23 protein-coding genes are annotated in these 25,412 nt (G+C 70.8%); 7 read left to right on the forward strand and 16 right to left on the reverse strand.

The features are described from left to right. Nucleotides 1-5: 5 nt before the first annotated feature. Complete coding sequence (locus EOE66_RS03995; protein WP_128227354.1) at nucleotides 6-548, reverse strand: hypothetical protein; 543 nt, start codon at nucleotides 546-548, stop codon at nucleotides 6-8. Next, nucleotides 545-1,942, reverse strand: a complete 1,398-nt coding sequence (locus EOE66_RS04000) for a sensor histidine kinase (protein WP_128227355.1) — start codon at nucleotides 1,940-1,942, stop codon at nucleotides 545-547. The genes EOE66_RS03995 and EOE66_RS04000 overlap by 4 nt, the downstream gene beginning before the upstream one ends. Before the next feature lie 171 nt (nucleotides 1,943-2,113). On the opposite strand from EOE66_RS04000, the gene EOE66_RS04005 reads away from it, so the two are divergent. From EOE66_RS04005 to EOE66_RS04015, 3 genes are read left to right on the forward strand one after another with little or no spacing between them, the layout of a single operon-like run. Continuing rightward, nucleotides 2,114-2,752, forward strand: coding sequence for an RNA polymerase sigma factor (locus tag EOE66_RS04005; protein ID WP_128227356.1), 639 nt, complete (start codon nucleotides 2,114-2,116; stop codon nucleotides 2,750-2,752). After that, nucleotides 2,749-3,240, forward strand: coding sequence for a hypothetical protein (locus EOE66_RS04010; protein ID WP_128227357.1), 492 nt, complete (start codon nucleotides 2,749-2,751; stop codon nucleotides 3,238-3,240). Before EOE66_RS04005 ends, EOE66_RS04010 begins: the two co-directional genes overlap by 4 nt. 53 nt (nucleotides 3,241-3,293) lie before the next feature. After that, on the forward strand, nucleotides 3,294-4,376 hold the full coding sequence (locus EOE66_RS04015) for a hypothetical protein (protein ID WP_128227358.1): 1,083 nt from the start codon (nucleotides 3,294-3,296) through the stop codon (nucleotides 4,374-4,376). Between the two features lie 13 nt (nucleotides 4,377-4,389). Here EOE66_RS04015 and EOE66_RS04020 read toward each other — a convergent pair whose 3' ends face one another. From EOE66_RS04020 to nhaR, 3 genes are all read right to left on the reverse strand, one after another. Then, on the reverse strand, nucleotides 4,390-4,605 hold the full coding sequence (locus EOE66_RS04020) for a hypothetical protein (protein ID WP_128227359.1): 216 nt from the start codon (nucleotides 4,603-4,605) through the stop codon (nucleotides 4,390-4,392). A gap of 168 nt (nucleotides 4,606-4,773) precedes the next feature. Continuing rightward, the gene (locus tag EOE66_RS04025; protein WP_128227360.1) at nucleotides 4,774-8,130 is read right to left on the reverse strand and encodes an ATP-binding protein; all 3,357 of its coding nucleotides are present in this window, start codon (nucleotides 8,128-8,130) and stop codon (nucleotides 4,774-4,776) included. A 54-nt stretch (nucleotides 8,131-8,184) separates the two neighbouring features. Continuing rightward, the gene (nhaR, locus tag EOE66_RS04030) at nucleotides 8,185-9,081 is read right to left on the reverse strand and encodes a transcriptional activator NhaR (RefSeq protein ID WP_128227361.1); all 897 of its coding nucleotides are present in this window, start codon (nucleotides 9,079-9,081) and stop codon (nucleotides 8,185-8,187) included. A gap of 113 nt (nucleotides 9,082-9,194) precedes the next feature. Between nhaR and EOE66_RS04035 the strand changes: the two genes are divergently transcribed. Further along, nucleotides 9,195-9,704: an Rrf2 family transcriptional regulator gene (locus EOE66_RS04035; protein WP_128227362.1), complete on the forward strand. Its 510-nt coding sequence runs from the start codon at nucleotides 9,195-9,197 to the stop codon at nucleotides 9,702-9,704. Between the two features lie 94 nt (nucleotides 9,705-9,798). On the opposite strand, the gene EOE66_RS04040 is transcribed toward EOE66_RS04035, so the two are convergent. From EOE66_RS04040 to EOE66_RS04080, 9 genes are all read right to left on the reverse strand, one after another. Then, nucleotides 9,799-11,898 (reverse strand): TRAP transporter large permease subunit, encoded by a 2,100-nt coding sequence (locus EOE66_RS04040; protein ID WP_128227363.1) that lies wholly within the window; start codon nucleotides 11,896-11,898, stop codon nucleotides 9,799-9,801. Next, complete coding sequence (locus tag EOE66_RS04045; RefSeq protein ID WP_128227364.1) at nucleotides 11,895-12,515, reverse strand: TRAP transporter small permease subunit; 621 nt, start codon at nucleotides 12,513-12,515, stop codon at nucleotides 11,895-11,897. Before EOE66_RS04045 ends, EOE66_RS04040 begins: the two co-directional genes overlap by 4 nt. 109 nt (nucleotides 12,516-12,624) lie before the next feature. Then, nucleotides 12,625-13,749 (reverse strand): TRAP transporter substrate-binding protein, encoded by a 1,125-nt coding sequence (locus EOE66_RS04050; protein WP_128227365.1) that lies wholly within the window; start codon nucleotides 13,747-13,749, stop codon nucleotides 12,625-12,627. 195 nt (nucleotides 13,750-13,944) lie between these two features. After that, nucleotides 13,945-14,538, reverse strand: a complete 594-nt coding sequence (locus tag EOE66_RS04055; protein WP_128227366.1) for a YceI family protein — start codon at nucleotides 14,536-14,538, stop codon at nucleotides 13,945-13,947. Nucleotides 14,539-14,598: 60 nt separating this feature from the next. Further along, entirely contained in the window at nucleotides 14,599-15,177 is a 579-nt protein-coding gene (locus EOE66_RS04060; RefSeq protein WP_128227367.1) for a YceI family protein, read from the reverse strand. A gap of 62 nt (nucleotides 15,178-15,239) precedes the next feature. After that, on the reverse strand, nucleotides 15,240-15,824 hold the full coding sequence (locus EOE66_RS04065) for a YceI family protein (RefSeq protein WP_128227368.1): 585 nt from the start codon (nucleotides 15,822-15,824) through the stop codon (nucleotides 15,240-15,242). 49 nt (nucleotides 15,825-15,873) lie between these two features. After that, a complete protein-coding gene (locus tag EOE66_RS04070; protein ID WP_128227369.1) occupies nucleotides 15,874-16,419 on the reverse strand; it encodes a cytochrome b in 546 nt (181 codons plus the stop codon). A gap of 55 nt (nucleotides 16,420-16,474) precedes the next feature. Then, a complete protein-coding gene (locus EOE66_RS04075; protein WP_128227370.1) occupies nucleotides 16,475-17,341 on the reverse strand; it encodes an NUDIX hydrolase in 867 nt (288 codons plus the stop codon). Continuing rightward, nucleotides 17,338-20,898 carry an indolepyruvate ferredoxin oxidoreductase family protein gene (locus EOE66_RS04080; RefSeq protein WP_128227371.1) on the reverse strand — a complete coding sequence of 1,187 codons (3,561 nt, stop codon included), beginning with the start codon at nucleotides 20,896-20,898 and terminating at the stop codon, nucleotides 17,338-17,340. The genes EOE66_RS04075 and EOE66_RS04080 overlap by 4 nt, the downstream gene beginning before the upstream one ends. 145 nt (nucleotides 20,899-21,043) lie before the next feature. Between EOE66_RS04080 and EOE66_RS04085 the strand changes: the two genes are divergently transcribed. The 3 genes from EOE66_RS04085 (at nucleotide 21,044) to EOE66_RS21725 (ending at nucleotide 22,956) form a co-directional block, all read left to right on the forward strand. Beyond that, the gene (locus tag EOE66_RS04085) at nucleotides 21,044-21,625 is read left to right on the forward strand and encodes an Lrp/AsnC family transcriptional regulator (protein ID WP_375137452.1); all 582 of its coding nucleotides are present in this window, start codon (nucleotides 21,044-21,046) and stop codon (nucleotides 21,623-21,625) included. 74 nt (nucleotides 21,626-21,699) lie between these two features. Continuing rightward, the gene (locus EOE66_RS04090) at nucleotides 21,700-22,797 is read left to right on the forward strand and encodes a GGDEF domain-containing protein (RefSeq protein ID WP_128227373.1); all 1,098 of its coding nucleotides are present in this window, start codon (nucleotides 21,700-21,702) and stop codon (nucleotides 22,795-22,797) included. 21 nt (nucleotides 22,798-22,818) lie between these two features. Beyond that, nucleotides 22,819-22,956, forward strand: a complete 138-nt coding sequence (locus EOE66_RS21725) for a hypothetical protein (protein ID WP_164884990.1) — start codon at nucleotides 22,819-22,821, stop codon at nucleotides 22,954-22,956. Here the strand turns inward: EOE66_RS21725 and tlpB are convergent. Next, nucleotides 22,953-24,977: a transporter-like protein TlpB gene (gene tlpB, locus EOE66_RS04095; RefSeq protein WP_128227374.1), complete on the reverse strand. Its 2,025-nt coding sequence runs from the start codon at nucleotides 24,975-24,977 to the stop codon at nucleotides 22,953-22,955. The genes EOE66_RS21725 and tlpB overlap by 4 nt on opposite strands. Before the next feature lie 11 nt (nucleotides 24,978-24,988). Further along, complete coding sequence (gene apaG, locus EOE66_RS04100) at nucleotides 24,989-25,363, reverse strand: Co2+/Mg2+ efflux facilitator ApaG/CorD (RefSeq protein WP_128227375.1); 375 nt, start codon at nucleotides 25,361-25,363, stop codon at nucleotides 24,989-24,991. Nucleotides 25,364-25,412 lie beyond the last annotated feature (49 nt).

The raw sequence follows: 25,412 nt of genomic DNA on the forward strand, positions 1-25,412 counted from the left end.
ACATCCTAGCGGGGGGTGGCGGGCGCCGGTTGGCGCTGGCGCAGCAGCAGCCACAAGAGCAGCAGCGGCAGCCACAACGGCAGCAGCAGCGCCACCAGCCCGGCCAGCACCGCGAGCATCACCGCCGCCACGCCCAAGGCGGCCCCGAGCAGGCCGATGGCCAGGCCCAAGGGCATCAGCAGCAGCACCGCCAGCAGGCCCGCCGCCGTGGCCAGCACCGCGGCCGTGCCGCCGGCGAACAGCGCGCCCAACACCAGCAGCAGCGTGCCCAGGCCGTCGTTCTCGATGTCGCCGTGGCCCAGGTGCCAGCTGGCAGTCAGCCCGGGCTCGACGAGGTTGTCGAGCACGAGCGCCACGCCCGTCAGCAGCAGCGCCGCCACCAGCGCCAGCCCGAGCAGCAGCAGCCAGGGCCACAGCCGCCGCCGGCGCACGGGCAGGGCCGGCGGCGCTGGCGGTGCCGCGCCGCGGCGGCCCGGGGCCGGCGTGAACGCATGGATGGCTTCATCGTCCAGCGCGCTGAAGGCGCCGGGTTGCGCGGTGGGGTTCATGCAAAGCTCCCTTCCACGGCCTTGTAGGGCACGGTGATGGTGACGACGGTGCCGTTGGGTTGGTTGGCGGCCACGGTGAGGCTGGCCTTGGGGCCGTAGAGCAGCTGCAGCCGTTCGCGGATGTTGGCCAGGCCCACGCCGGTGCCCGCCGTGGCGGCCTTGCCGAAGCCCAGGCCGGTGTCGGCCACCGTCACCTGCAGCCGGCCATGCACGATCTCGGCCTTGAGCTGGAGCGTGCCGCCTTCGGCCTTGGGTTCCAGGCCGTGCTTGATGGCGTTTTCCACCAGGGTCTGGATCATCATCGGCGGGAACTCGGCCGAGAGCAGGCCGTCGGGCACCTGGATGTCGGTGGCCAGGCGCTCTTCCATGCGCACTTTCAGGATCTCGAGGTAGGGGCGGATGACAGCCAGTTCGCGGCCCAGGTCGCGCACGCCGCTCATGCCGTCGCCGTTGGCCTCGCGCATCGTGGGCATGCTGGCGCGCAGCAGCGCGATCAGGTTCTTCTGCATCTGGCTGGCGCGGGCCGGGTCGGTCTCGATCAGGTGGTCGATGCTGGCCAGGGTGTTGAACAGGAAGTGCGGCTCCACCTGGGCCTGCATCGCCGCCATGCGCGCCTCCACCACCTGGCGCTTGAGCGCCTCGGCCTCGGCCGTCTCGGTGGCCTGGGCGGCCTTCACCTCGGCCTGCATGCGGCCCTTGTAGGTGAACTTCAGCACCGCCGAGCCCAGCACCCACAGCAGCGTGAGTTGCATCAGGAAGTCGCCGATGCCCACGCGCGTCTCGTGCTCCTCGAAGCGCGGGCCGGTGCGCTCGCGCACCAGGTCGGCCAGGGCGCTTTCGGCGTCGCGGCGGGCCTGCTCGGCGTCGCGCTCGGCTTGCGCCGCTTCTTCACGGGCTTCGCGCGCGGCCTCCTCGATGTCGCGGCGGGCTTCTTCCACGGCCTGGCGGATGGCGTCGCTGATCTGCCCGGGGGGGATGCGGATGTCCACCGACGCGCCAGCTGCGGCCGAGGCGGCCGCCGAGGCCGAAGCGGCCGATGCAGCGGCCGAAGGCTTGCGCGTGATGCGCACGCCGTCCTCGCCGATGCTGATCTGCACGTCACCCAGGTCGCCGGGGGATTTCGGTTCACGCGGCTTCGGCGCGGCCGGGGCGCGTGGGGCCGCGGGGGGCATCACCACCACGCTGGGCGGGCGCACTTCCACGGTCCGCGTGAAGCGCCAGGTGAAGGGGGGCGAGTCGTGCACGATGGCCATCACCACGATGAGCGCCAGCGCCAGCACGATGAAGCGACGCCAGCTGATGCCCACGAGCCAGGTGCCGTAGGCGTGGAAGGCCCGCACGGCCCCGGAAGAAAAGCGCTGCCAGCGGTCGGGCCAGGGGGAGGGGGGATTCATGGTCGGGTCGGGCGGGGGGCTCGGATGCTGTGCACTGTACGCAGCGGCCCCGGGGCCGCCAGGGGCGCACGACGCGGCGCACAGGCGGCGTGACAGGGTGCATCTCACGACGATGGGCCGCCGCGGGAACTTTTCGGCGCCGCCGCGCCAATAGCAGGCAGAGACACCGCGATGCTGCCCTTCGTGCCCTTCCAACCCCGCCGTCGCGCCGCAAGTACCGCCGTGGCCGACGTGCCGGCCCTCTTGGCGCAGCTGGCCGCGGGCGACAGCGCGGCACTGGACGAGCTCTACCGCCGCGAGAGCGGCCCGGTCTACCGCTACGCGCTGGCGCTCAGCGGCAACGCGGCCTCGGCGGCCGATGCCACGCAGGAGGCCTTCATCGCGCTGGCGACGCGGCCCCAGGGCTACGACGCCGGCCGTGGCAGCCTGGGCGCCTACCTGGCCGGCGTGGCGCGGCACCACCTGCAGGCGCTGTGGCGCAGCCAGCGCCTGGAAGACAGCCTGGAGCCCGGCCCCGACGAGCCCGGCGGTGCCCCGGGCGAGCGCGCCGGCCTGCCGCTGGCGGGCACGGCGCCCTCGCCCGAGACCCTGCTGGTGCGCGTGCAGGACAGCGCCGAACTCTGGGCCGCGCTGCGCAGCTTGCCGGCACCGATGCGCGAGGCGCTGGTGCTGGTGGACCTGCAGGAACGCCCCTATGCCGAAGCCGCGCACATCGCCGGCTGCGAGATCAACACCCTGCGCACCCGGCTGCACCGGGCGCGCCTGAAGCTGGCGGCGCTGCTCGGCGCCGACGGCAGGAGCCCGCCATGAGCGCCCTTCCTTCCGACCCCCGCGACGGCCCGGCCCGCCCGCCCCCACGCCCGCTGGCCGAGGTGCTGCGCGAGGCCGGTGCCGAGCTGCAGGGCCGTCAGCCGCCGCCCCGGCTGCTGCGGCAGCTGCGTGCGGCGATGGCCCCCCGGCCCTGGTGGCAGCGTGTCTGGGCCGCCGGCCCGCGCGCGCCGGCGGCGGCTTTCGCCACCGTGCTCGTGGGCACGGCATTGCTGCTGGTGATGCGGCCGGCGGTGAACCCGCCCCTGGTCGACGAGGCCCTGCAAGACAGCGGCTTCGTGGCCGTGGCGCCACCACAGCACTGGCCGCAGAGCGACACGCCGGCCTGGCTGGTCAGCACCGAGCTGCAGCGTGAGCGGCTGGCCACCCTGGGCCTGCCCTTCGACCCCTCGCGGGCCGGCGAGGCCGTGCGAGCCGAGCTCTTGCTGCACCCGTCCGGCGAAGTGCTGGCGGTGCGCTTGCTGAACTGACGAGCTCTCGAATCCTGAACCCCGAAACCCGAATCCCTGCCTGAGGACCCGCCATGAAGAAGCCCTGTTCGTTCCTGTTGTCCTGCCTGGCCGGTGCGGCGCTGGCCAGCACCCTGCCGCCGCTGCCGCCGGCTGCGCCGCCACCCCCCGCCGTGCCGGGCCTGCTGGCGCAGGCGGGGCTGGATGCCCCGGTGTTCATCGGCGAGGGCGCGGTCAACTTCGTCACCGGCGCCGCCGGCGGCGAGCGTGTGGTCAAGGGCGCGCCCTACTGTGCCGAGGCCGAGCAGGAGACGGTGCAATGGCTGGCCGATGGCCAGGGCGGCGCGCCCAACCGCGTGACACGCCGCGTCAGCACCCAGCTGTGCCGCGACGGCGAAGGCCGCACACGGCAGGAGATCGGCCGCGGCGGCCGCACGCTGGTCTACCTGCGCGACCCCGTGGCACGTGAGAGCTGGCTGCTCGACCCCGAGCGCAAGACGGCCCGGCCCGTGGGCGGCGGCCATGCCATTGCCGTGGAGTCGGCGCTGGTGGCCGACCACGCCGAGCGGCTTCGCGATTGGGCGCGCAACGTGGCCAGCCGCGCTCGCCAGGCCGCCAGCGAAGCCGGTGCCGCGGGGGCGCCCTTGCCGCCGCTGCCCCCGCCCCCGCCGGGCGCCGCACAGCCGGTGGTGATCGAGCGCACGCTGAGGAGCGCACCGGGCGAAACCCGCCGCGAGGTGCAGGTGATCCGGCTGTCGCAGGAAGCGGCACCAGGGCTCGAGGTGCCGACGCCGCCACCGGGGGTGCAGTGGCGCGCCCAGGTGCTGGCGCCGCGCGGCCCGGCGACGGTGCAGGCGCTGCCGGCGCGCGACATCGAGGGCCTGCGCGCCCATGGCGAGCGCAGCAGCTGGGTCATCGAGGCGGGGAAGGTGGGCAACGAGAAGCCCATCCAGATCCTGCGCGAGGTGTGGACCTCGCCAGAGCTGATGCTGACCTTGCAGACCCGGGACTTCGACCCGCGCAGCGGGGAAGTGAACTACCGGCTGAAGAACCTGAAGCGGGGCGAGCCCGACCCGGCCCTGATGCGCGTGCCCGCCGACTACGCGCGCCCGGCGCCCAAGGCGCCTGCCACGCGCAGCGCGCCGGCGGCGGGTTGAACGGTTCCTGGGCTCAGGCTCCGAGGCTGGTGGCCAGGGCCAGCACCAGGGTGGCGGCGGCGGCGCACAGCACCAGGCGCAGCAGGTGGCGGTCGGCGGCGTCGACGCTGGCCATCAGCTCGCGGGCATCGCTGCCTTCGGCACGGCCCAGGCTCGACCAGGCCCACGGGCCGTCTGCGACGCTGAGGGTGTCGGCGAAATCGGGGCGGGGGGTGGGCTTGGCGATCATGGGCGGGCTCCTCGGCTCTTGTGGGTCTGACCTGGCTCGGCGCCCTGCTCGGGCTGCCATGTCGAGGTTGTAGGCCTCCACCCGTTACGCACCCGTTACGCCCCGCGGCGGCTCACGGCCTGGGGCTGTCACGCTGCCGGCCCACGCAAGCCCGGGGGGTGCTGCCCCTTATCCGGCCGCGCCGGGCAGCGGCCCCAGCAACTCGCGGTGCAGCGGGTGCTGGTGCAGGAAGCTGTCGGCAAACTCGGCCGGCACGTGCGCGGCTGCCGTCGTGCGCAGCCAGGCCCGGCCTTCGTCCCACAGTGCCTGGGCCTCGGCCCTGCGCCCGCCACACAGCCAGGCCAGGGCCGGGGCGGTGTAGCGCAGGGCGCGGTCGGCATGCAGCGCCTCGGTGCCGCTGGCCCGGGCGGTGGCCCGCCGGGCCAGTGACAGCGCCTGCGCGGGCTCGCGCACGCGCTGCGCGGCGTGCAGCAGTGCGCCGAGTTCCGCACCGTGCAGGCTGAGGCCTTGCGCCTCGTCGGCCACGGCCAGCAGCCGGGCGATGGACTCGGCCGGGCCTTCGGCCAGGGCCTGCTCGGTGCGCACGATCAGCCGCAGTTCGGGCCAGCCATCGGCCGGCGCCAGGGTGGCGGCCTCGGCCAGCAGCGCGCTGGGGTCGAGCCGCAAGCGCCGCTGCAGGCGGGCCAGCAGCACCAGCCAGCGCACCGCGTAACGCGCCGGCATGCGCCGCGCGGCGGCCAGCGCCTCGCCGCCCAGCACCTGTTGCGCGCGCGCGTGCTGGCCGAGTTCCAGCCACACCTGCGCCAGCGGCAGCCGCGCCACCGGCACGCGCGAAGGGTTGCGCTCGGAGATGATGTCTTCGGCGCGCCGGCACCACTCCAGCGCCGTGGCGTAACGCCCGGCGCCGCGCTCGCACTGCGCCTGCAGCGTGGCGATGTAGCCCGCGCTGCTGCCGTCCAGTTCGTAGGTGCTGACGATGCGCTGCGCCTGGGCAATCTGCGCGGTGGCCAGCGCCAGGTCGCCGGCGTCCAGGCAACTGCTCGCGTAGTTCGCCAGGTTGGTGGCGAGTTGGGAGTGATCACCAACATCGCGGCTGATCGAGACACAGCGTTCGTAGTGGGGCTGCGCGTCCAGCGGCCGCCCGAGGTTGCTCAACACCACGGCGAGGTTGCCGTGGAACTCGGCGGCCACCTCGGGCGCGGCCAGCAGGCCGATGCCCTGCTCGGCGGCGCGCATGTGGGGCAGTGCTTCCTCGAAGCGGCCGGTGAGGCTCAGCGCCGTGCCCAGGCGCTGGCGCAGCAGTGTGAGCAGGGCTTCGTTGCCCAGCGGCTCGGCCAGCGCCAGCGCAGCGCTGCCCTGCTCGATGGCGGTGTCGAAATCGCCCAGCACCGCGCTGTACCAGGCGCGGTCGCCGGCGGCCAGGGCCTGCTGCAGCGGCGTGCGGGCCAGGGCTTGCAGGCGGTCGACCAACGGCAGGCCGTCGGCCTGGCGGAGGGTGTTCATGTGGCCCTCGATGGCATCGCGCAGCAGGTCGAAAGCCTCGTCGGGGCGTTCGGCGGCCTCGGCGATGTCGGCAGCGCGCAGCAGGAAGCCGATGCGTTCGTTCTCGCGCAGCGAGCGGTGCGCGAGTTCGGCCGCAGTGCGCAGCGCCGGCAGGGCGCGAGCGCGCTGGCCGGCGGCTTCCCAGTGGGCGGCCACGCGGGCGGGGTCGGCGGCGTGCGTGTCGGCGGTCTGGGTTTCCAGCCATGCCGCCGTTTGGCCGTGCAGATGGCGAGCGATCACTTCGGGCAGACCCTGCAGCACGGCGTCGTGCACCAGGTCGTGCGCGAAGGATTCGCCGCGCAGCACCTGCTGGGCTTCCAGTTCGGCCCAGGGGTCGGCCAGGTCGAGCACGCTGCGGCCCAGCAGGTGGGCGGCCAGAGCGATGCTGAAGTCGACGCCGGCCACGGCCGCCACGCGCGCCAGTTGCAGCGCCGGGGCCGACAGGCGCGCCAGCTGCTGGCCGATCAACTGCGCCAGCGTGTCGGGTCGCGGCAGCTGTTCGGCCACGCCCGGCGCGGCCAGGGTGCCCAGGCTGCCGTCGCTCCAGGCCAGCTTCAAAGTCTCCAGCGCGAAGAGCGGGTTGCCGCCGGTGCGCTGGCACAGCACCGGGGCCAGCGCAGCGCCTGAGACGCCCGGCAAGCCCAGAGAGTCGACGAACTCGGCCATCGCGGCTTCGGACAGCGGCTGCAGCGGCAGCCGGGTGTGCGGCCCGGCCGCGGCCAGTGCCAGCAGCAAACCCGAGAGCGGCGTGCCCGTGGCCGCCGGCCGCAGCCCCAGGCAGCAGCGCGGCAGGCTGTCGCCACGGGCAGCCACCAGGTCGCGCGGCGCTGCCACCAGGCCCTGCAAGAGCTCGAGCGTGGCGGCATCGGCGAAATGCAGGTCGTCCAGCACCAGGGTGTCGATGCTGCGCCGGGCGCGTTGCAGCAGCGCCAGCACCGGCTGCGCCAGCGGCTGCTGCGTGGGCGGCAGCGGCTCGGCGGCCTCGGCCAGCTCGGGCAGCAGGGGTGCCAGGGCACGGCGCAGCGCGGGGTCGGCGGCGGCGGGGTCGCGGTCGAGCACCTGGCGCAGCGCCCGCGCGAGCGTGGCGTAGGGCACCAGCGCATCACCGGGGCGGCCGCTGCTGTGCAGCACGCCGGGGCGCATGCCGGCCAGGGCCTGCAGCAGGCGCGATTTGCCCATGCCCGCCTCGCCGATCACGACCACCACCTCGCCGGCGCCCAAGCCCCGCTGCAGCGCGGCCAGTTCGGTGTCGCGCCCCACCAGCCGCGGCGGGCGCAGCACGGCCGCCGGCGGGGCGCTGCGCACGCGCTCGCTGTGCGCCACCGTGCCCGACTGCTCGATGGTGGCCAGCAGCGCCAGCGTGGCGGCGGCCGGTGCCGCGCCCACTTCGTGCTTGAGCATCTGCTCGCAGCGGTCGAAGGCCAGCAGCGCGGCGGCGCGGTCGCCGCGCAGGTAGTGCAGGCGCATCACGCGCCGGTGCGCGTCTTCCGACAGCGGGTCGCGCTCGAGCAGCGCCAGCGCCAGCGGCAGCGCGGCGGCCACGTCGCCGGCGGCTTCCAGCGCTTCGATGCGCGCTTCTTCGCCCTGGCGGGCCGCAGCCCGGCGCGCGGCGCGGCGGCCTTCCAGCCAGGTGTCGATTTCTGGAGCCTCCGGCAGGCGCAGGTCGCCGAGCAGGCCGGTGGCGGTGTCCAGGTCGTGCCGGACGTCGGGGGCCAGGGCCAGGGTGGCGGTGCCGGTGGCGGCGTCGCGCCCGATTTGCTTGCGCAGCCGGAAGAGCCGCTGACGCATGGCGTTGCGCGCTGCCTCGGTTTCGCTGCCCGGCCACAGCAGCGCGGCCAGGCGCTCGCGCGATGTGGGGCCTTCCAGCGCCAGCCAGGCCAGCATCAAGGCGTCGGGCGGGGCCAAGGGCAAGGGCCGTGCGCCGGGCGCGGTCACCACGCTGGGCGCGCCGGTCAGTTGCAGCAGCAGGGGGGTGTCTTGCACGGCGGCGAGGATAGCGGCGGCGCTGCCGGCTGCGGAGCCACGTGCACCCACGGTTCAGGTGAAGAGCTCGACGCGCGCCGCGTTGGTGATGGCCGCTACCGCGGGGTGGGTGATGCGCCGCTCGGCCGAGACAGCGAAGAAGTGTTCGCTGATCTCGCTGCTGCGGCCGATGATCTCCACGCCGTACTGCTCTGCGGTCTCCTGCTCGCAGACGCTGGGCGAGAGGAAGACGCCACCGCCTTCGCGGCCGAAGGCCTTCATCAGCGCGCCGTCGTTGAACTCGCCGACCACGCGCGGGTGCAGGTCGTGGCGCGTGAGCCAGGCCTCGAACTGCGGCCGCACCGACGAGGTGCCGCCGGGCACGAGCATGGGCGCGTCGTTCAAGCAGGCTGGAAAGGGCCCCTGCAGACGGGCGCGCAGCCCGGGCGAGGCGTAGAAGGACATGGCCGACGAACCCAGCGGGTGGTTGAAGGCCTTCACGCTGAGGCGGCTGGTCAGAGGCTCGTCGGTGATGACGAGGTCCAGCTTGTGCAGCGCCAGCTGCGCCATCAGGTCGTTGAACTGGCCTTCCACGCAGATCAGGCGCACCGGGTCGGCCAGGTGCAGCGCCGGCTCCAGCAGCCGGTAGGCCACGGTCTTGGCCAGCGCATCGGCAATGCCGACGCGAAAATCCTGCACAGGCTTGCCAGCGCGGCGTTGCGCCCGCAGTTCGTTTTCCAGCTCGTGGCCGAGGGCGAAGATCTCGTCGGCGTAACGCAGCGCGATGCGGCCGTCGTCGGTGAGCTCCAGCTTGCGGCCGGCCTTGCGGAAGAGCTGGCGGCCCAGGCGGTCTTCCAGCAGCTTGATCTGCCCGGACAGCGTCTGCGGCGTCAGGTGCAGCTGTTCGCTGGCCTTCATGATGCCGCCGGCCTTGGCCGTGACCCAGAAGTAGTGCAGGTGCTTGAAGTTCATGCTTCGAGTTTATCGAACTGACGTTGTCTAAAGTTCGAATTTACGGAGGCATTGGATGTCCCTACATTGCCTGTGTGCGTCGATGGACGACGCCCACTGCAAGGAGATTCAGCATGCGCATGAGCACCAAAGGCCGTTTTGCCGTCAACGCTCTCATCGACCTCGCCCTGCGGGAGGCCGCCGGCCCCGTGGCGCTGGCGACGATCAGCGCACGCCAGCAGGTGTCGTTGTCTTACCTGGAGCAGCTCTTCAGCCGGCTGCGGCGTGATGGCATCGTCGAAAGCACCCGCGGCCCTGGCGGTGGCTACACCCTGGGCCGCCCTGCCGTCGAGATCACCGTGGCCGACATCGTCTCGGCCGTGGACGACCCGATGGAAAGCACCGAAGCCGAAGCCGCCGCCGACGGCCTGAGCCAGGCCCTGTGGCAGCGCCTGAATGCCACGATGCTGCAGCACATGGCCACCATCACGCTGCAAGGCCTGGTGGACGAGCAGAAGGCGCAGGGCGCCACGGTGGAAGTGAAGCCGGTTCGCCGCGCCATCGCCACGCCGCCGGTGGTGAAGCCGCCGCGCACCACGGCGCCGAACTCGGTGTTCGCCTTCGGCCGCAGCTTCGCGCGCTGAACGCCTTCACCTGACACAAAAAAGGGGCCGCATCTGCGGCCCCTTTTCTTTGGTGTCTGCGCATCGCGAGGGGCTCGCCGCCCCCCGCCTTGCATCACTTGTACAGCACCTCGGGCAGCCACATGCCGATGGCCGGGAAGTTGTACAGCAGCACGATGGCCAGCACCTGGATGCCCATGAAGGGCAGCATGCCCGCGAAGATCTGGTTCAGCGTGACGTGCGGCGGGCTCACGCCCTTCAGGTAGAAGGCCGCCATCGCCACCGGCGGGCTCAGGAAGGCCGTCTGCAGGTTCAGCGCCACCAGCAGGCCGAAGAACAGCGGGTCGACGCCGAAGTTGTCGAGCAGCGGGATGAAGATGGGCATGAAGATCACGATGATCTCGGTCCACTCCAGCGGCCAGCCCAGGATGAAGATGATCACCTGGCTCAAGATCAGGAACTCGGTCTTGCTCAGGTTCATCGACATGACCCAGCGCTCGACCAGTTCCTGCCCGCCCAGCAGCGCGAACGCCGCCGAGAAGATGGCGCTGCCCACGAACAGCCAGCACACCATGGCGCTGGTCTTGGCCGTGAGGAAGACGCTTTCCTTCAGCACCGTCATGTTGAACTGCCGGTAGGCCACGGCGAGCAGGAAGCCGCCGAAGGCGCCCACCGCCGCCGCCTCGGTGGGCGTGGCCAGGCCCAACACGATGCTGCCCAGCACCGCCAGGATGAGCACCAGCAGCGGGAAGAAGCTGCTCAGCAGCATCTTGAAGATTTCCAGGCGCTGGAAGCTCAGCAGCGCATAGAAACCCACCAGCGCCAGCGCGCCGACGGCGGTGCCGATGTACCAGCCGCGCGTGGGCGGCGTGCGCTCCGTGCTGACCGGCTGCGCGGCATCGGCCGTGGCAGCGCCCGGGGGCTCTTGCACGCCGCCACCCGTCTCGGCCGCGGCGGCCGAGGCGCCTTCACCGGCGGCCGGCGGTTCCTTCACACCTCCTTCAGCGGGCGGTTCCTTGACGCCACCCTCGGCCGGCGGCTCCTTCACACCGCCTTCGGCCGGTGGCTCCTTGACGCCACCTTCTGCAGGAGGCTCCTTCAGATCGCCGCCGCCTTCTGCGGGCGGTTCCTTCAAGCCACCGCCTTCGGCCGGTGGCTCCTTCAGCCCACCTTCGGCGGCAGGTTCGGCCAGACCGCCCGGCGATTGCAGGCCGCCGTCTGATGCAGCCGTGGCATCGGTGCGCGCGGCATCGGCTTGCGCTTCCGCGCTGGGCGGGGCCGTGTTGACATGCCAGCTCAGCCCGGCCACGGCCGCGAACAGCAGCGCCGGCAGCAGCGCAACGAAGAGCTGCTTGACGATGTAGCCGGTGGGCACGGCCACGTTGCGGTGGCCCTTCAGGGCGCGCAGCAGCGCCGGCAGCGCGTTGTTGCCGATGTGCTGCGCGATGGGCTCGGTCATCGGCGGCAGCGGCACGAAACGCTCGGCGGCCGACAGCGGTGGCATCAGCGCCGGCTTGAGCTTGGCCAGGATGATCACGTACAGCACGTACAGACCGGCCAGCATGATGCCGGGGAAAAACGCCCCGGCGTAGAGCTGCACCACCGAGACACCGGCCGTGGCGCCGTAGACGATGAGCATCACGCTGGGCGGGATCAGGATGCCCAGGCAGCCGCCGGCCGTGATGGCACCGGCCGAGACGCGCACGTCGTAGCCGCCGCGCAGCATCTGCGGCAGCGCCAGCAGGCCCATCAGCGTGACCACCGCGCCCACGATGCCGGTGGCCGTGGCGAAGACCGCGCAGGTGAAGAGCGTGGCCACGGCCAGGCTGCCGGGCACGCGCGCCATCGCCAGGTGCAGGCTCTTGAAGAGCTTCTCGATCAGGTTGGCGCGTTCGACGAGGTAGCCCATGAACACGAACAGCGGGATCGAGATGAGCACGTCGTTGCCCATCACCTTGAAGGCGCTCTGCACCATCAGCGTGAGCGTCTTGGAGGTGTTCTCCTCGTAGGCGATCCACGTGAAGATCATGCCCATGCCCATCAGCGTGAAGGCCGTGGGGAAGCCCAGCATGATGGCCACGACGACCAGGCCCAGCATCATCAGGCCGAGGTGGCCGTTGGTGATCTTGTCGGCCGAGAGCAGCATCGTCGCGGTGCCCGCGATGATCAGCCCCATGATGATGAAGCCGAACCAGAGTTCCTTGCGGATCTTCACTTGGCGGCCTCCTGCTTGACCACGAACTTGTCGAGCTGGGCGATGTCTTCGTCCTTCACGTGCACCATGGCCTTGAGTTTGTCGACGTCGACCTCTTCGACGTCTTGTTCACGGGAAGGCCACTCGCCGTCGCGGATGCAGGCGATGCAGCGCACGATCTCCACGATGCCCTGCAGCAGCAGCATGCCGCCGGCGATGGGAATGGCGAACTTGAACGGGTACAGCGGCAGCGGCGTGGCACTGAAGGTGCTCTCGCGGATGGCCAGCGATTCGTTGGCGAAGATCCAGCCGGCGTAGGTGAGCGCCACCACACCCGGCAGGAAGAAGAGGAAATAGAGGAGCAGGTCCCACGCGGCTTGCGTGCGCGGGCGGAAGAAGCTGTAGAGCACGTCGCCGCGCACGTGCCCGTTCTTGCTGAGCGTGTAGGCGCCGGCCATCATGAACAGGGTCCCGTACATCATGACCTGCGCGTCCAGCGCCCAGTCGTGCGGGTTGTTGAGCGCGTAGCGCGAGAACACTTCCCAGGTGATCATCAGCGTCAGGCTGACGATCAACCAGGCGAACAGCTGGCCAAGCCACGTGGATATGCGGTCCACCAGCAGCAAGAGGCTTTGCATCGCGGCAATCTCCGGGAGATACACAGACGGGAACCAGGGATTCTCGCCCAGGAAAAAGGGCCACCGGCCTGTTGGCTGCGGTGGCCCCGTGCGGGCGGAGCGCGGAGGCTCAGGCCTTCTTGGCCGGGCGGAAGTAGTGGTTCCAGGCCATCTTGAAGTCGACCATGTAGTCGTTCTGCCAAGAGCCGGCGCGCTCGGCGAAGGCGCGCTGCGAGTCGAGGATCTTCTTGAACAGCGGGTTCTCGCCGGCCTTGGCGGTGGTGACCTTGTCCCAGGCGGCCAGCTGGGCACGCAGGATGGGATCGGGCGTCTTGTAGAAGTTGACCTTGGCCTTCTTCAGCTCGATGTAGTCCTGGCTGTTGCGCTGGATGGCCTTCCACGACATGTCGGCGCTGGCAGCCTGCACCGAGTAGTCGATGACGGCCTTCAGCTCGCCCGGCAGTGCGTCGTACTTGGTCTTGTTGAACAGGATCTCGAACTGCTCGCCGCTCTGGTGGAAGCTCTGCAGCATGCAGTTCTTCACCACGTCGGGGAAGCCGAGCAGGCGGTCGGAGCTGGCGTTGTTGAACTCGGCCGCGTCGATCAGGCCGCGGTCGAGCGCCGGCACGATCTCACCGCCGGGCAGCGGGTTCACGGCGGTGCCCAGTTCCTTGAACACATCGACGGCCAGGCCCACGGTGCGGAACTTCAGGCCCTTCATGTCGGCCACGGTGCGCACCGGCTTCTTGAACCAGCCCAGCGGCTGCGTGGGCATGGGGCCGTAGAGGAAGGACACCACGTCGATGTTCAGCGACTTGTAGATCTCCTTCAGCATGGCCTCGCCACCACCGTAGTAGTGCCAGGCGAGAACCATGTTGGGGTCCATGCCGAAGGCCGGGCCCGAACCCCACAGCGCCAGCGCCGTGTTCTTGCCGTAGTGGTAGGCCACCACGCCGTGGCCGCCATCGAGCGTGCCCTTGTTGACGGCGTCCAGCAGCTGGAAGGCCGGCACCACCGAGCCCGAAGGCAGCACTTCGATCTTCAGGCGGTTGCCCGCCATGTCGTTGACCTTCTTGGCGAAGTCGTTGGCGTACTCGTGGAAGATGTCCTTCGCGGGCCAGGTGCTCTGGAAGCGGAAGGCGACGGTCTGGGCCGACGACACCATCGGCGTGGCCAGGGCGCCAACGCCCACGGCGCCCGCGGCGGTGGACTTCAGGAAACTGCGGCGCGGGGCCGGCTTCTTGGCTTCGGTCATGGTCTTATCTCCAATGAGGGGCGATTCAGGGGGAGGCAGGCCCAGGGGCCCAGAGGACAACGTCGCACTATGGCCCGCGGCTTCGCAGGGGCACAAGTCGGTCTTACCCGGGCTCTGGCGCCAGCGCGACGGCCAGCCTGTCGGTGGCCAGGGTGCAGGTGTTTTGACTTCGCGCGCACCAATGGCGCCAGCCCGTCAAGGCAACGGCCGACGGCCTTCCACCTGCACGAGCAGGCGCACGCGGTCGCCCACCAGGGGCAAGCCGAAAGTGGCGCCGTACTCGCTGCGCGAGACCTCGCCTTCGAAGTCACCCCCGCAGACCTCCACGCGGGCGCCTTCGTGCACGGCCTCGCGGCAGGTGTAGCGCTGCGCCCGCAGCTCCAGCGGCTGGCTCACGCCGCGCCAGGTGAATTCACCGCGCAGGGCCCGCACACGCGGGCCTTCGAAGCTGAAGCGCCGGGCCACGAAATAGGCCACCGGGTGCGCGGTGCTGGCCAGCAGGTCGTCTTGCCGCAGCCGGCTGTTGAAGACGGCCAGCCCGGTGTCGACGGTGGCGGTGGGAATGGTGAGACCCACCTCGCCCGTGCCGGCGGCAGGGTCGAGCGTGACGCTGCCCTCGATGGGCCCGATGCGCCCGCGGATGGTGCTGGTGCCGAAATGCAGCACCTCGAAGTGCACCCAGCTGTGGTCGCGGTCGAGCGTGTAGCTGCGTGGCTGGGCCTGGCCGGGTGGGGCCAGCGCCAGCAGGGCGCCAAAAAGCAGAGCGGGCAGCGATGCGGGCATGTTCATGCCTGCATGCTGCCCGAGAACGGGGCCCTGGGCGGCGCCAGGGCTGCTGCCGTGAGCGCTTTACTGCTTGACGGCTTCCACCTGGATCAGCAGGCGGATGTTGTCGGGGATGCCGGGCAGGCCGTAGGTGCTGCCCCACTGGCTGCGCTGGATGGTGGTCTCGAAGTCGCCGCCGCAGACCTCGCGCTTGAAGAAGGGGTTCTCGTAGCAGTTGAAGCGCGAGCCCTTCAGTTCCACCGGCTGGGTCTTGCCGAACATCGTGAGCGTGCCCTTCACGCCGGTGACCTTGGTGCCGTCGAAGCTCAGGCCCGTGGCCTGGAAGCGCGCGGTCGGGTGGGTGGCGACGTCGAAGAAGTCCTTGCTCTTCAGGTGGTTGTCAAACGGCGCCACGCCGGTGCTGATGCTGGCCATGTCGATGGTGATGTCGATCTTGCCGGTCTTGGCGGCGCGGTCGATCTCGATCTTGCCTTCCTTCTTGTCGAAGCGGCCCCGGTTGGTGCTGGTGCCGAAGTGCAGCGCTTCCCAGGTCACGAAGGTGTGCGTGGGGTCCAGCGTGTAGGTGGCGGTCTGGGCCTGGGCGCTGGCGCCGAAACCGGCCAGCAGGGCGGCGGCCGCGGCCATGGTGATGAGCTTCTTCATGGGGTTCTCCGAGAGGGGTTGGGGGTGAAGGGGGGTGAAAGAGGTGGGGACAGGGTCGGGGTTCACAGCGGCGCCAGGCCGGTGAGCTGCAGCTTGAAGCGGATCTGCACGTCATCGGCGAGCAGCGAGGTGTCGTTCCAGTCACCATCGCCCACCTTGAAGGCCAGGCGCTTGATCGTGAAGGTGCCGGTGGCAGTGCTCGCGCCTGCGGCCTGGGCCACCTGCACCGGCACCACGACGTTCTGCGTGGCGCCCTTGATGGTGAGCTTGCCCGCCACCTCGAACTTGCCGGCCCCGGCGGCCTTGATGCCCGTGCTCTGGAAGCTGGCCTGCGGGAACTTGGCCACGTTCAGCCAAGTGGCCTTGGGCACCTCGGCGTCGAGCTCCGCGCTGCCGAAGCGGGCGCTGGCGGTGTCGATGGTGAAGGCCACGGTGCCGGTCTCGGGTTTCTTGGGGTCGAGCGTGACCTGGGCCGTGAACTTGCCGAACTTGCCTTCCACCGGCACGCCCATCTGGCGCGTGGTGAAGGCGATCTCGCTGCCGGCGGGCACCAGCACGGCGGGCTTGGCTTGCGCCAGGGCGGGCTGCACGGCGGCGCCGAGCAGGGCGATGGCCAGGGTCAGGCCGAGAAGGACGCGGGAGGACATGGTGGTTTCCTGGGGTGATCGGTTCAAGGGCGGCGGTGCGCTGGCGCGCTCAGGTGCGGCCGGGTTGCATGCGCATCAAGAGGCCGTCGCGGTCGATAAAGTGGTGCTTCAGCGCGCCGGCCACGTGCAGCACCACGATGGCAGCCAGGCCCTTGGCCAGCCAGCCGTGGAAGGGCTTGACGGCGTCGGCCAGCTCGCGGCTGACGGGTACGAAGTCAGGCAGCGGCAGCACGCCGAAGAGCACGATGGGGAAGCCGGCGGCCGAGCTGTAGGCCCAGCCCGAGAGCGGCACGGCGAAGAACAGCACGTAGAGCGCGATGTGCGCGGCGTGCGCGGCGCGTGCCTGCCAGGCGGGCATGGGCAGGTCGGCTGGCGGGCGGTGCGTCAGGCGCCACAGCAGGCGGGCGGCCGAGAGCGTGAGGATGAGCACGCCGGCCCACTTGTGCCAGTTGTAGAGCTTCAGGCGCTGCGGCGAGAAGGGCAGGTCGACCATGTACAGGCCGACCGCGAAGGCGCCGGTGATCATCAGGGCCAGCAGCCAGTGCAGGGCGATGGCCACGCCGGTGTAGCGCTGGGAGGGCAGGGCGGTGTTCATGGGACTGAAGTGTCCCGGGGCCGACCTGGGCGGCCGTTCAAGCCTTTTGATGGCGTCAGACTGCGCGCATGAACCCGGCCGCGGCGAGCGCCGCGTGCTCGGGGGCCGGCAGCAGGCCGTGGCGGTGGCCGAAGGCCAGGGTCACCAGCGCCGCGTCCAACGTCATGCGACCGCGCGGCGAGGTGCCCGCGGCCAGGGCCAGGGCTTCGTCCACCGGCAGCCGGTGGAAGCCGGCCACCTCGCCGTCCTGGTTCTGCGGCTGCAGGCCCGGGGGCAGTTCGAGGTCGTAGGCGTGCAGGTCTTCGAGCTGGCGGCCCTCGGGCACGTCACGGTGCAGGCGCAGCACGGCGGTGGCCTGCACCCCGGCCATCTGCGCGGCGTTCAGGCCGGCTTCTTCCCAGCCTTCGCGCTGCAGCGCCTGCAACGGTGTCTGGCCGGCAGGCACACCGCCGCCGATGAGGTTGTCGTAGAGGCCGGGGTCGGTGGCCTTGTCGAAGGCGCGCTGGGCGATCCAGAGGTGCGTCGGCCGGCCCAGGCTGTCGGCCACGTAGCCGTTGGCGTGCGCACCCAGCGTCAGGCTGCCCCAGAAGCGCGCGGCGGCGCGTTCCATCGTCGCCAGCACGGCGCCGGTTTGGGGGTCGAAAAGCGGGAAGGGTTCGTTGCGCCAGGCGCGGATGTGGCCCTGGGCGCGCAGCGCGGCGTGCACCTCGGCCAGCGCTGCGTCGCGTTCGCCAGGGTCGGCCGTGAGGGTGACGGTTTCGGCCGCCACCCGCAGCCACTGCGGCCAGGCGCGCAGGGCCGGCAGGTGCGCCCGGGCCACGCTGCCCACCTGCACGCCGGCCACGTGGAAAGGCACGCGGGATGCGGCCTGCCCGGGCGCTTCTGCGGCGCTGGCGGCTGCCAGCACCGGGCCCCACCTCATGCGGCCTGCTTCAGCTCACCCGCGCGCCAACGCTTCATCAGCGCTTCCCACTTCGGCCTTGCCGTGGCCAGGTGGCGGGCCTTGACGTGGCCGTAGCCGCGGATCTCTTCCGGGATGCGCGCGATCTCCACCGCCAGCGCGCGGTTGCCGGCGTTCAGCGTCTTCAGCAGCTCTTCGATGCAGGCGCGGTACTCGACGATCAGCGCGCGTTCCATGCGGCGCTCTTCGGTGCGGCCGAAGAGGTCGAGCGCCCCGCCGCGCAGGCCCTTCATCTTCGCCAGCAGCCCGAAGGCGCTGCGCATCCAGGGGCCGAAGGGCTGCTTCACCAGTTCGCCACGCGCATTCGTCTTGGCGATGCCGGGCGGCGCGAGGTGGTGCACGAGCTTGTAGTCGCCTTCGAACATCTCGGCCACCTTCGTGGTGAAGGCCGGGTCGGTGTGCAGGCGGGCGACCTCGTACTCGTCCTTGTAGGCCATCAGCTTGAAGAGGTAGCGCGCCACGGCCTCGCTCAGGGCCGTGCCGCCGCCCAGCGGGGCTTCAGCCGCGCGCACCTTCTCGACGAAAGCGCGGTAGCTCGCGGCGTAGGCGGCGTCCTGGTAGCCGGTGAGGAAGTCCACGCGCGTCTTCAGCATCTCGTCCAGGCCGGGCTTCTTGACGAACTGGATGACCTGCTGCGCCTTGAACAGCGCCTGCACCGCGGCCAGGTCGTGGGCGCAACGCCGGCCCCATTCGAAGGCGGCCTTGTTGTTGTCGATCTGCACGTTGTTGAGCTCGATGGCGCGCATCAGCGCGGCATGGCTCAGCGGAATGCGGCCCTGCTGCCAGGCGTAGCCCATCATCAGCGGGTTCGTGTAGATGCTGTCGCCCAGCAGCTGCACGGCCACCACCTCGGCGTCGAAGGCGCCCACCAGCGCATCGCCCACGCTGGCGCGCACGGCGGCCTCGCAGGCGCCGCCCGGGAACTGCCAGTCGGCGTTCTTCACGAAGCTGGCGGTGGGCGTGCCGTGCGTGTTCAGTGCCACGAAGGTGCGGCCTTGCTGCATCACCGCCAGCGTGTACTTCGCGGCGCCGACGATGCTGTCGCAGGCGATCACGAGGTCGGCCTTGGCGGTGTCGACCTTGGTCGTGAAGATGGCCTCGGGCCGGTTGGCGATCTGGATGTGGCTCCAGGTGGCGCCGCCCTTTTGCGCCAGGCCGCCGGCGTCTTGCGTGACCACGCCCTTGCCTTCCAGGTGCGCGGCCATGCCCAGCAGGCTGCCGATGGTGATGACGCCCGTGCCGCCCACGCCGCCCACCACGATGCCCCAGGCCATTTCGGCCGCCGGCAGCACCGGCTCGGGCAGCGGCGGCAGCGCCGAGAGGTCGCCCTTCTTCTCTTTCTTGGACTTCTTCAGCTGCCCGCCTTCCACGGTGACGAAACTCGGGCAGAAGCCCTTCACGCAGGAGAAGTCCTTGTTGCAGCTGTTCTGGTTGATGCGGCGCTTGCGGCCGAACTCGGTTTCCACCGGCTCCACGCTCAGGCAGTTGCTCTGCACGCTGCAATCGCCGCAGCCTTCGCATACCAGCTCGTTGATGACGACGCGCTTCTCGGGGTCGGCCAGCTTGCCGCGCTTGCGGCGGCGGCGCTTCTCGGTGGCGCAGGTCTGGTCGTAGATGATGGCCGTGGTGCCGGGGATCTCGCGGAACTCGCGCTGGATGTCGTCCAGCCGGTCGCGGTGATGCACGGTGACACCTGCTTCGAGCGCCACACCGTCGTACTTGCCCGGCTCGTCGGTGACGATCACCAGCTTCTTCACGCCTTCGCTGAGCAGGCTTTTCTGGATCTGCAGCACCGTGTGGCCCTCGGCGCGTTCGCCCACCTGTTGGCCGCCCGTCATCGCCACGGCGTCGTTGTAGAGCACCTTGTAGGTGATGTTCACGCCGCTGGCGATGCTCTGCCGGATGGCGAGGATGCCGCTGTGGAAGTAGGTGCCGTCGCCCAGGTTGGCGAAAACGTGCGCATCGGTGCTGAAGGGCGCCTGGCCCGTCCAGGTGACGCCTTCGCCGCCCATCTGGCTGAAGGTTTCGGTGCTGCGGTCCATCCAGGTCGCCATGTAGTGGCAACCGATGCCGGCCAACGCGCGGCTGCCCTCGGGCACGCGCGTGCTGGTGTTGTGCGGGCAGCCGCTGCAGAACCAGGGCGCACGCTCGCCGGTGTCGGCCTTCATCGCGGCGAGCTGCGTTTCGCGCGCGGCGATGGTGGCCAGGCGCTCGTCCATGCGCGCGGCGATGTCCGCCGGCACGCCCATCTTCTTCAGGCGCTTGGCGATGGCCTTGGCGATGATGGCCGGCGTGAGGTCGCCCTTGGCGCGCAGCAGCCAGTTGTCGCTGGGGTTGGGGCGGCTCCATTCGCCGCCGTCGCTGTCACCCTCCGGCTCGTCGAACTTGCCCAGCACGTTGGGGCGCACGTCGGGGCGCCAGTTGTAGAGCTCTTCCTTGAGTTGGTACTCGATGACCTGGCGCTTCTCTTCCACCACCAGAATCTCTGAAAGCCCGGTCGCGAAATCGCGCGTGATGCTGGCTTCCAGCGGCCACACCACGTTCACCTTGTGCAGGCGCAGGCCGATGGCCTGGCAGGTGGCGTCGTCCAGGCCCAGGTCGGCCAGGGCCTGGCGCGTGTCGTTGAAGGCCTTGCCGCTGGCGATGACGCCGAAGCGGTCTTGCGCCGTGGCGATGACGTTGTGGTTCAGCTTGTTGGCGCGCACATAGGCCAGGGCCGCGTACCACTTGTAGTCCATCAGCCGCGCTTCCTGCTCCAGCGGGGCATCGGGCCAGCGCACGTGCAGGCCGCCGGGCGGCATGACGAAGTCTTCGGGCAGCACGATCTTCACGCGATCGGGGTCCACCACCACGGAAGACGAAGACTCCACCACCTCCTGGATGGTCTTCATGCCGCTCCACACGCCGCTGAAACGGCTCATGGCGATGGCGTGCAGGCCCATGTCCAGGATGCCCTGCACGTCGGACGGGAAGAACACCGGCAGCCCGCAGGCCTTGAAGATGTGGTCGCTCTGGTGCGGCGCGGTGCTGCTCTTGCTGACGTGGTCGTCGGCGGCGATGGCGATCACGCCGCCGTGCTTGGAAGTGCCGGCCATGTTGGCGTGCTTGAACACATCGCTGCAGCGGTCCACGCCCGGGCCCTTGCCGTACCAGATGCCGAAGACGCCGTCGTACTTCTTGCTCTGCGGCCACAGGTCGAGCTGCTGCGTGCCCCACACGGCGGTGGCGCCGAGTTCTTCGTTCACGCCCGGCTGGAAGACCACGTGCTTGGCCGCCAGGTGCTTCTTGGCGGCCCACAGCGCCTGGTCATAGCCGCCGAGTGGGCTGCCGCGGTAGCCGCTGATGAAGCCGGCGGTGTTCAGCCCGGCGCGTTCGTCGCGCTCGCGCTGCAGCATGGGCAGGCGCACCAGGGCCTGCACGCCGCTCATGAAGGCACGGCCGCTGGAGAGGCTGTACTTGTCGTCGAGCGTGACGGACTCGAGCGCCTTGCGGATGTGTTCGGGCAAGGGGGCATTCATGCGGCGGGCTCCTCGGTGCTGCAGGGCGAACGCGGATGCCACAACGGCCCGCAAGACGCGTGCCGCAGTGTAGGTAAACGCGTCTGGCATGTCTTTTCTTTTGATGCCCGCTCAGGCATGCTGCAAGAAAGGAGCTTGCTCGAAAGTGGCCAACAAGAAGCAGATCGTGCCCAACCGGGTGAAATCAGGGAAAACCTCAGTCGGCGGGGTTGCGCCGCCCCCTGAGCCGGCCGAAGCCGACGGCACCCGTGCGCTAGACCGCTACGACGTGGCCATCCTGCGCGAGCTGCAGGCCGAAGCGCGGCTGTCCAACACCGAGCTGGCCGCCCGCATCGGCCTGAGCGCCGCGCCCACCTGGCGCCGCGTGAAGTGGCTGGAAGAGCAGGGCTACATCACCGGGTACAGGGCGGAGATCGACCGCCGCAAGATCGGCCTGGGCGTGCTGGCCTTCGTGCGCGTGGACGCCGAGCGCCACAACGCGCAGGCCACGCAGGCGCTGGAAGCCGCCATCCGCGAGCTGCCCGAGGTGGTGGCCTGCCACTACATCAGCGGCACGGGCACCTTCGAGCTGCACGTGATGGCCACCGACCTGGATGCGTTCTCGCGCTGGGCCATGCAGACGCTCTTCAAGCTGCCGCACGTGAAGGACCTGCAGACCAGCTTCAGCCTGGGCGAGGTGAAGGCGGGCGCGGCGCTGCCGCTTTCGCACCTGTTGCGCGTGCGCTGAGCGCCGAGGAGGCCCGGCGCGGCCCTGCCTGGTGCAGGGGCGGCCCCAGGCGAGTGCGCTACCCTCCGCGCCTCATGACCCGCCTGCTCGACCTGCTGCTCGGCACCGAACCCAGCCAACGCACCCGCCTGGCCCAGGCCGGGCTGGCGCTGCTGCTGCTCGCGGCCGGCGTGGCGGCGATGAACTACTTCGCCGCGGTCGGCGTCGCGCCCTGGGCGCCGGTGCTGTGGTGGTCGGCCGTCACGCTGGCGGGCATGGTGGGCTTTTTCCTGATGATCCGCAGCGGCGCCTCGCGCCGCTGGTCCGAGCCTTCGCTGACCGTGCCGCAGATGGTGTTTGCGCTGGCCAGCGGGGCCGTGGCCTACGCCCTGCTGGGCGCCGGCCGCGGCGCGGTCTTCCCGATGGTGATGGTGGTGCTGATGTTCGGCATGTTCATCGCCTCGCCGCGGCAGATGCGCTGGGTGAGTGCCTACGCGGTGCTGCTCTTCGGTGCCGTGATGGCCGCCATGGCGGTGCTGCGGCCGGCGGCCTACCCCTGGCGCATCGAACTCGGGCACTTCCTGCTGGTGGCCACCATGGTGCCGGGCGTCTCGCTGCTGGCCTCGCGCCTGTCGCGCCTGCGCCAGCGCGCCCGCCAGCAGCGCGCCGAGCTGGCGCAGGCGCTGTCCAACCTGCGCGAGCACACCACGCGCGACGAGCTCACCGGCCTCATCAACCGCCGCCACATGCAAGAGCTCATCGACCAGGAGCACCAGCGCTGCATCCGCAGCGGCCAGAGCTTTTGCCTGGCGGTGCTGGACATCGACGGCTTCAAGCCCGTCAATGAAGCACATGGCTATGCGGTGGGCGATGCCGTGATGCGTGCCGTGGCCCAGGAGGCGCAGCGCCATGTGCGCGTCTCCGACATGCTCAGCCGCTGGGAGAGCGACGACTTCGTGCTGATGCTGGGCGACACGCGCGCCGCGCTGGCCCGCGGCGGCCTGGAGCGCCTGCGCCAGAAGGTGGGGGCCTTGCGCATCCTGCATGGCAACACGGCGGTGGCCGTCACCATGAGCTGCGGCCTGGCCGAGCACCACGCCGGCGAGGCGGTGGCGCAGACCCTGGAACGCGCCGCGCGCGCCCTGCAGGACGCCAAGGCCCAGGGCCGCGACCGCATCGCCGTGGCCACCTGAGAACCTGGAACGACATTCCCGATGTGGCTCTTGATCCTGGAAGCCCTGGCCGCGCTGGCCGTGCTGATCTTCGCGGTCTGGTGGACGATGTTCTCGGGCCGGCGGCGCGAAGAGACGCCTGAAGACCCGCCCGGCGAAGACCCGCCGCCGAAGGCCTAGGCGCCGCCCGGCCCGCTGCCTTCCGATGGCGGCCTGAAGAAACTCAAGGGCTGCGTGCGCAGCCGGCGCCACAGCGCCGCGCCGATGCGGCGGCGGTCTTGCACACGCACGCCGCGCGAGCGCAGCGCCACGCGGAAGGCCAGCGTGAAGCTCACCGTCAGGTTCAGCACGCCGGTGACGGCAATGCCCGCCACGCACCACCAGAAGGCAGGCTGCGCCAGGAGGCCCCAGCCCAAGGCGCCCAGCGCCGCGCCCAGCTGCCCGCTGGCCAGCGTGACGTGGCGCACGTCGATGGGCAGGCCGAAGAAACCCAGCAGCGCCGGCACCAGCCCCAGCATCAGGCCCAGGCTGATGTTGGCGGCCAGCCCCGAGATGTGGGCACGCCACCAGCGCGCCCAGCGCTGCGCGCGTGCCGCGCCCAGGCGCGCCACGATGCGCGGGTTCCAGGCGATGGCGCTGTCCAGCCGGTGCAGCACGAACCAGTTCTCGGCCCAACCCGCCACCAGGCTGCTGGCAAACAGCAGCACGCCCGTGAAGGCCGCGAAGAGCGCGGTGGGCCCCAGCAGCGTGATGCTGTGCAGCACGTACTGCGCGTCCTTTTCGCCCACCGGCGTCTCGCCGAACGCCGCCTTGGCGATGAGCTGCACCGCCAGCACGAGCGGGAAGCACATCGCCAGGTTGCCTGCGATGGCCGCCGCCTGCGAGCGGATCAGCTGGGCCACGCGGTCGACGAAGCCTTCGATCTCGGCGTCGCTGGCGCTCGTGCCGCGCGGCAGCGAGGCGGCCATCGCCGGGGCCGTCATCGCGGGCTGCTTGGTGGCCACCGTCCAGTGCAGCAGCATCACCAGCACGAAGCTGGCCGCGTAGTTCACACCGGCCCAGAAGCCGCCCCAGAAGGCCGTGAAGCCCAGGGCCGCGATGGCGAACTTCAGGAAGGTGGTGCCCGCGATGACCGCGCCGCCGCCCAGGGCGCGCCGCAGCATGTCGCGGTACTCGGTGCGGCTGCGGGTGATGTAGTGCTCGCCGGTCTCGGCGCTGCGTTCGGCCACCTGGCGCGCCAGCAGCGAGTAGTGCCGCGCAAACAGGGCGCGCAGGCCCAGCTGTTCGCCCAGCACGCGCAGCAGCTCCAGCAGCAGGCGTCGGCCTTCGGGCAGCGGCTCGGGCGCGAGCACGCAATCCACCAGCTGCTCGATGCGCAGCGTGCGCCCGCGCAGCTGGTCGAGGTCGAAGACGATGTCCACCGACACGCCGTACTGCTCCAGGTGCGGCATCACGCTGGCGGCGGCGTGGCGGCAGGCGTCGAGCAGCGCGCGCAGGTAGGCGGCGGCCTTCAGCGCTTCGTCATGACGGCCCTGCAGCACCGCCTCGCGCAGCGCGGCGGCCGCCTGCGTGAGCTGGCGGAAGGGCTCGTCCTGCAGCGCCGTGGCGTCCATGCGCTGGCGCAAGGCCGTGGTGTGGCCGGCCGAATGCACCGCGCTGACGAGGATGGTGATGGCGCCCAGCAGCACGCCGCGCAGCACCTCGCCGTCGGCCGGGCCCAGCAGCTTGGCTGCGCGGGCCAGCGTGCCGCTGTCCAGGGCGGCCACCCACTCGGCGTCTTCGGGTTCGAAGAGCAGGCGGAAGAGGCTGGCCAGGTCGCGCGTCTCGGGCGTGCCGGGCAGCAGGCGCAGGTGCACGCGCGAGATCAGTTCGCTGCCGAAGGACAGGCGTGCGCCGAAGCCCAGGTCGGCGAACAGCGAGGCGGCGTCGATGTCGCGCCAGAAGGCCTCGGCCAGGCCCTGCACCTGCTGGCGCAGCTGCTCGTTCTTCTCGACCTGGTTCAGCAGGTGGCGCAGGCGCAGCACCGGCAGCGGGGTGCGGGTGTGATCAGGCGGCTCGGTGCCCGGCGGCGCGGGTGTGGCCGAACGCGGCGCGTGCCGCAGCCATTCCATCAGGCGCACCAGCCACAGGTGGCGTTCGGCCTGACCCGCCTTCGCGTCGGCAGCGTTGATCAGCGCAGTGAGATCCCAGCTCTGCGCCATGCCAGAGGCGCTCAGTGCAGCGCGCCCGGATAGACCAGCGCGAACTCCGGCACCAGGGCGTCGAAGGGGTGGGCGTGTTCGGTCATGCAGAAGAAGGTGCCGCGCATGCTGCCGTGGGGTGTGTCGATGCGCGTCCAGCTCGTGTATTCGAACTGCTCGCCGGGCTTGAGCACGGGCTGGTGGCCCACCACGGCCAGGCCGCGCACGTCTTCGTGGTGGCCGTCGGCGTTGGTGACGACCCAGTGGCGCGCCACGAGCTGCGCCGTCACGTCGCCGGTGTTGCGGATGGTGACGGTGTAGGCGAAGGCGTAGGGCCCCTCGGGCGGCTGAGACTGCTCGGGCAGGTACTGCACGCGCACTTCGCAGGTGAACTCGGGTTTGGCCATGGCGCGCATTCTAGGAGCCGCCCCTGGGCGGCGCGCCCCCGCCCCGGCG

This window comes from Rubrivivax rivuli (assembly GCF_004016505.1).
Lineage (GTDB): Bacteria > Pseudomonadota > Gammaproteobacteria > Burkholderiales > Burkholderiaceae_C > Rubrivivax > Rubrivivax rivuli.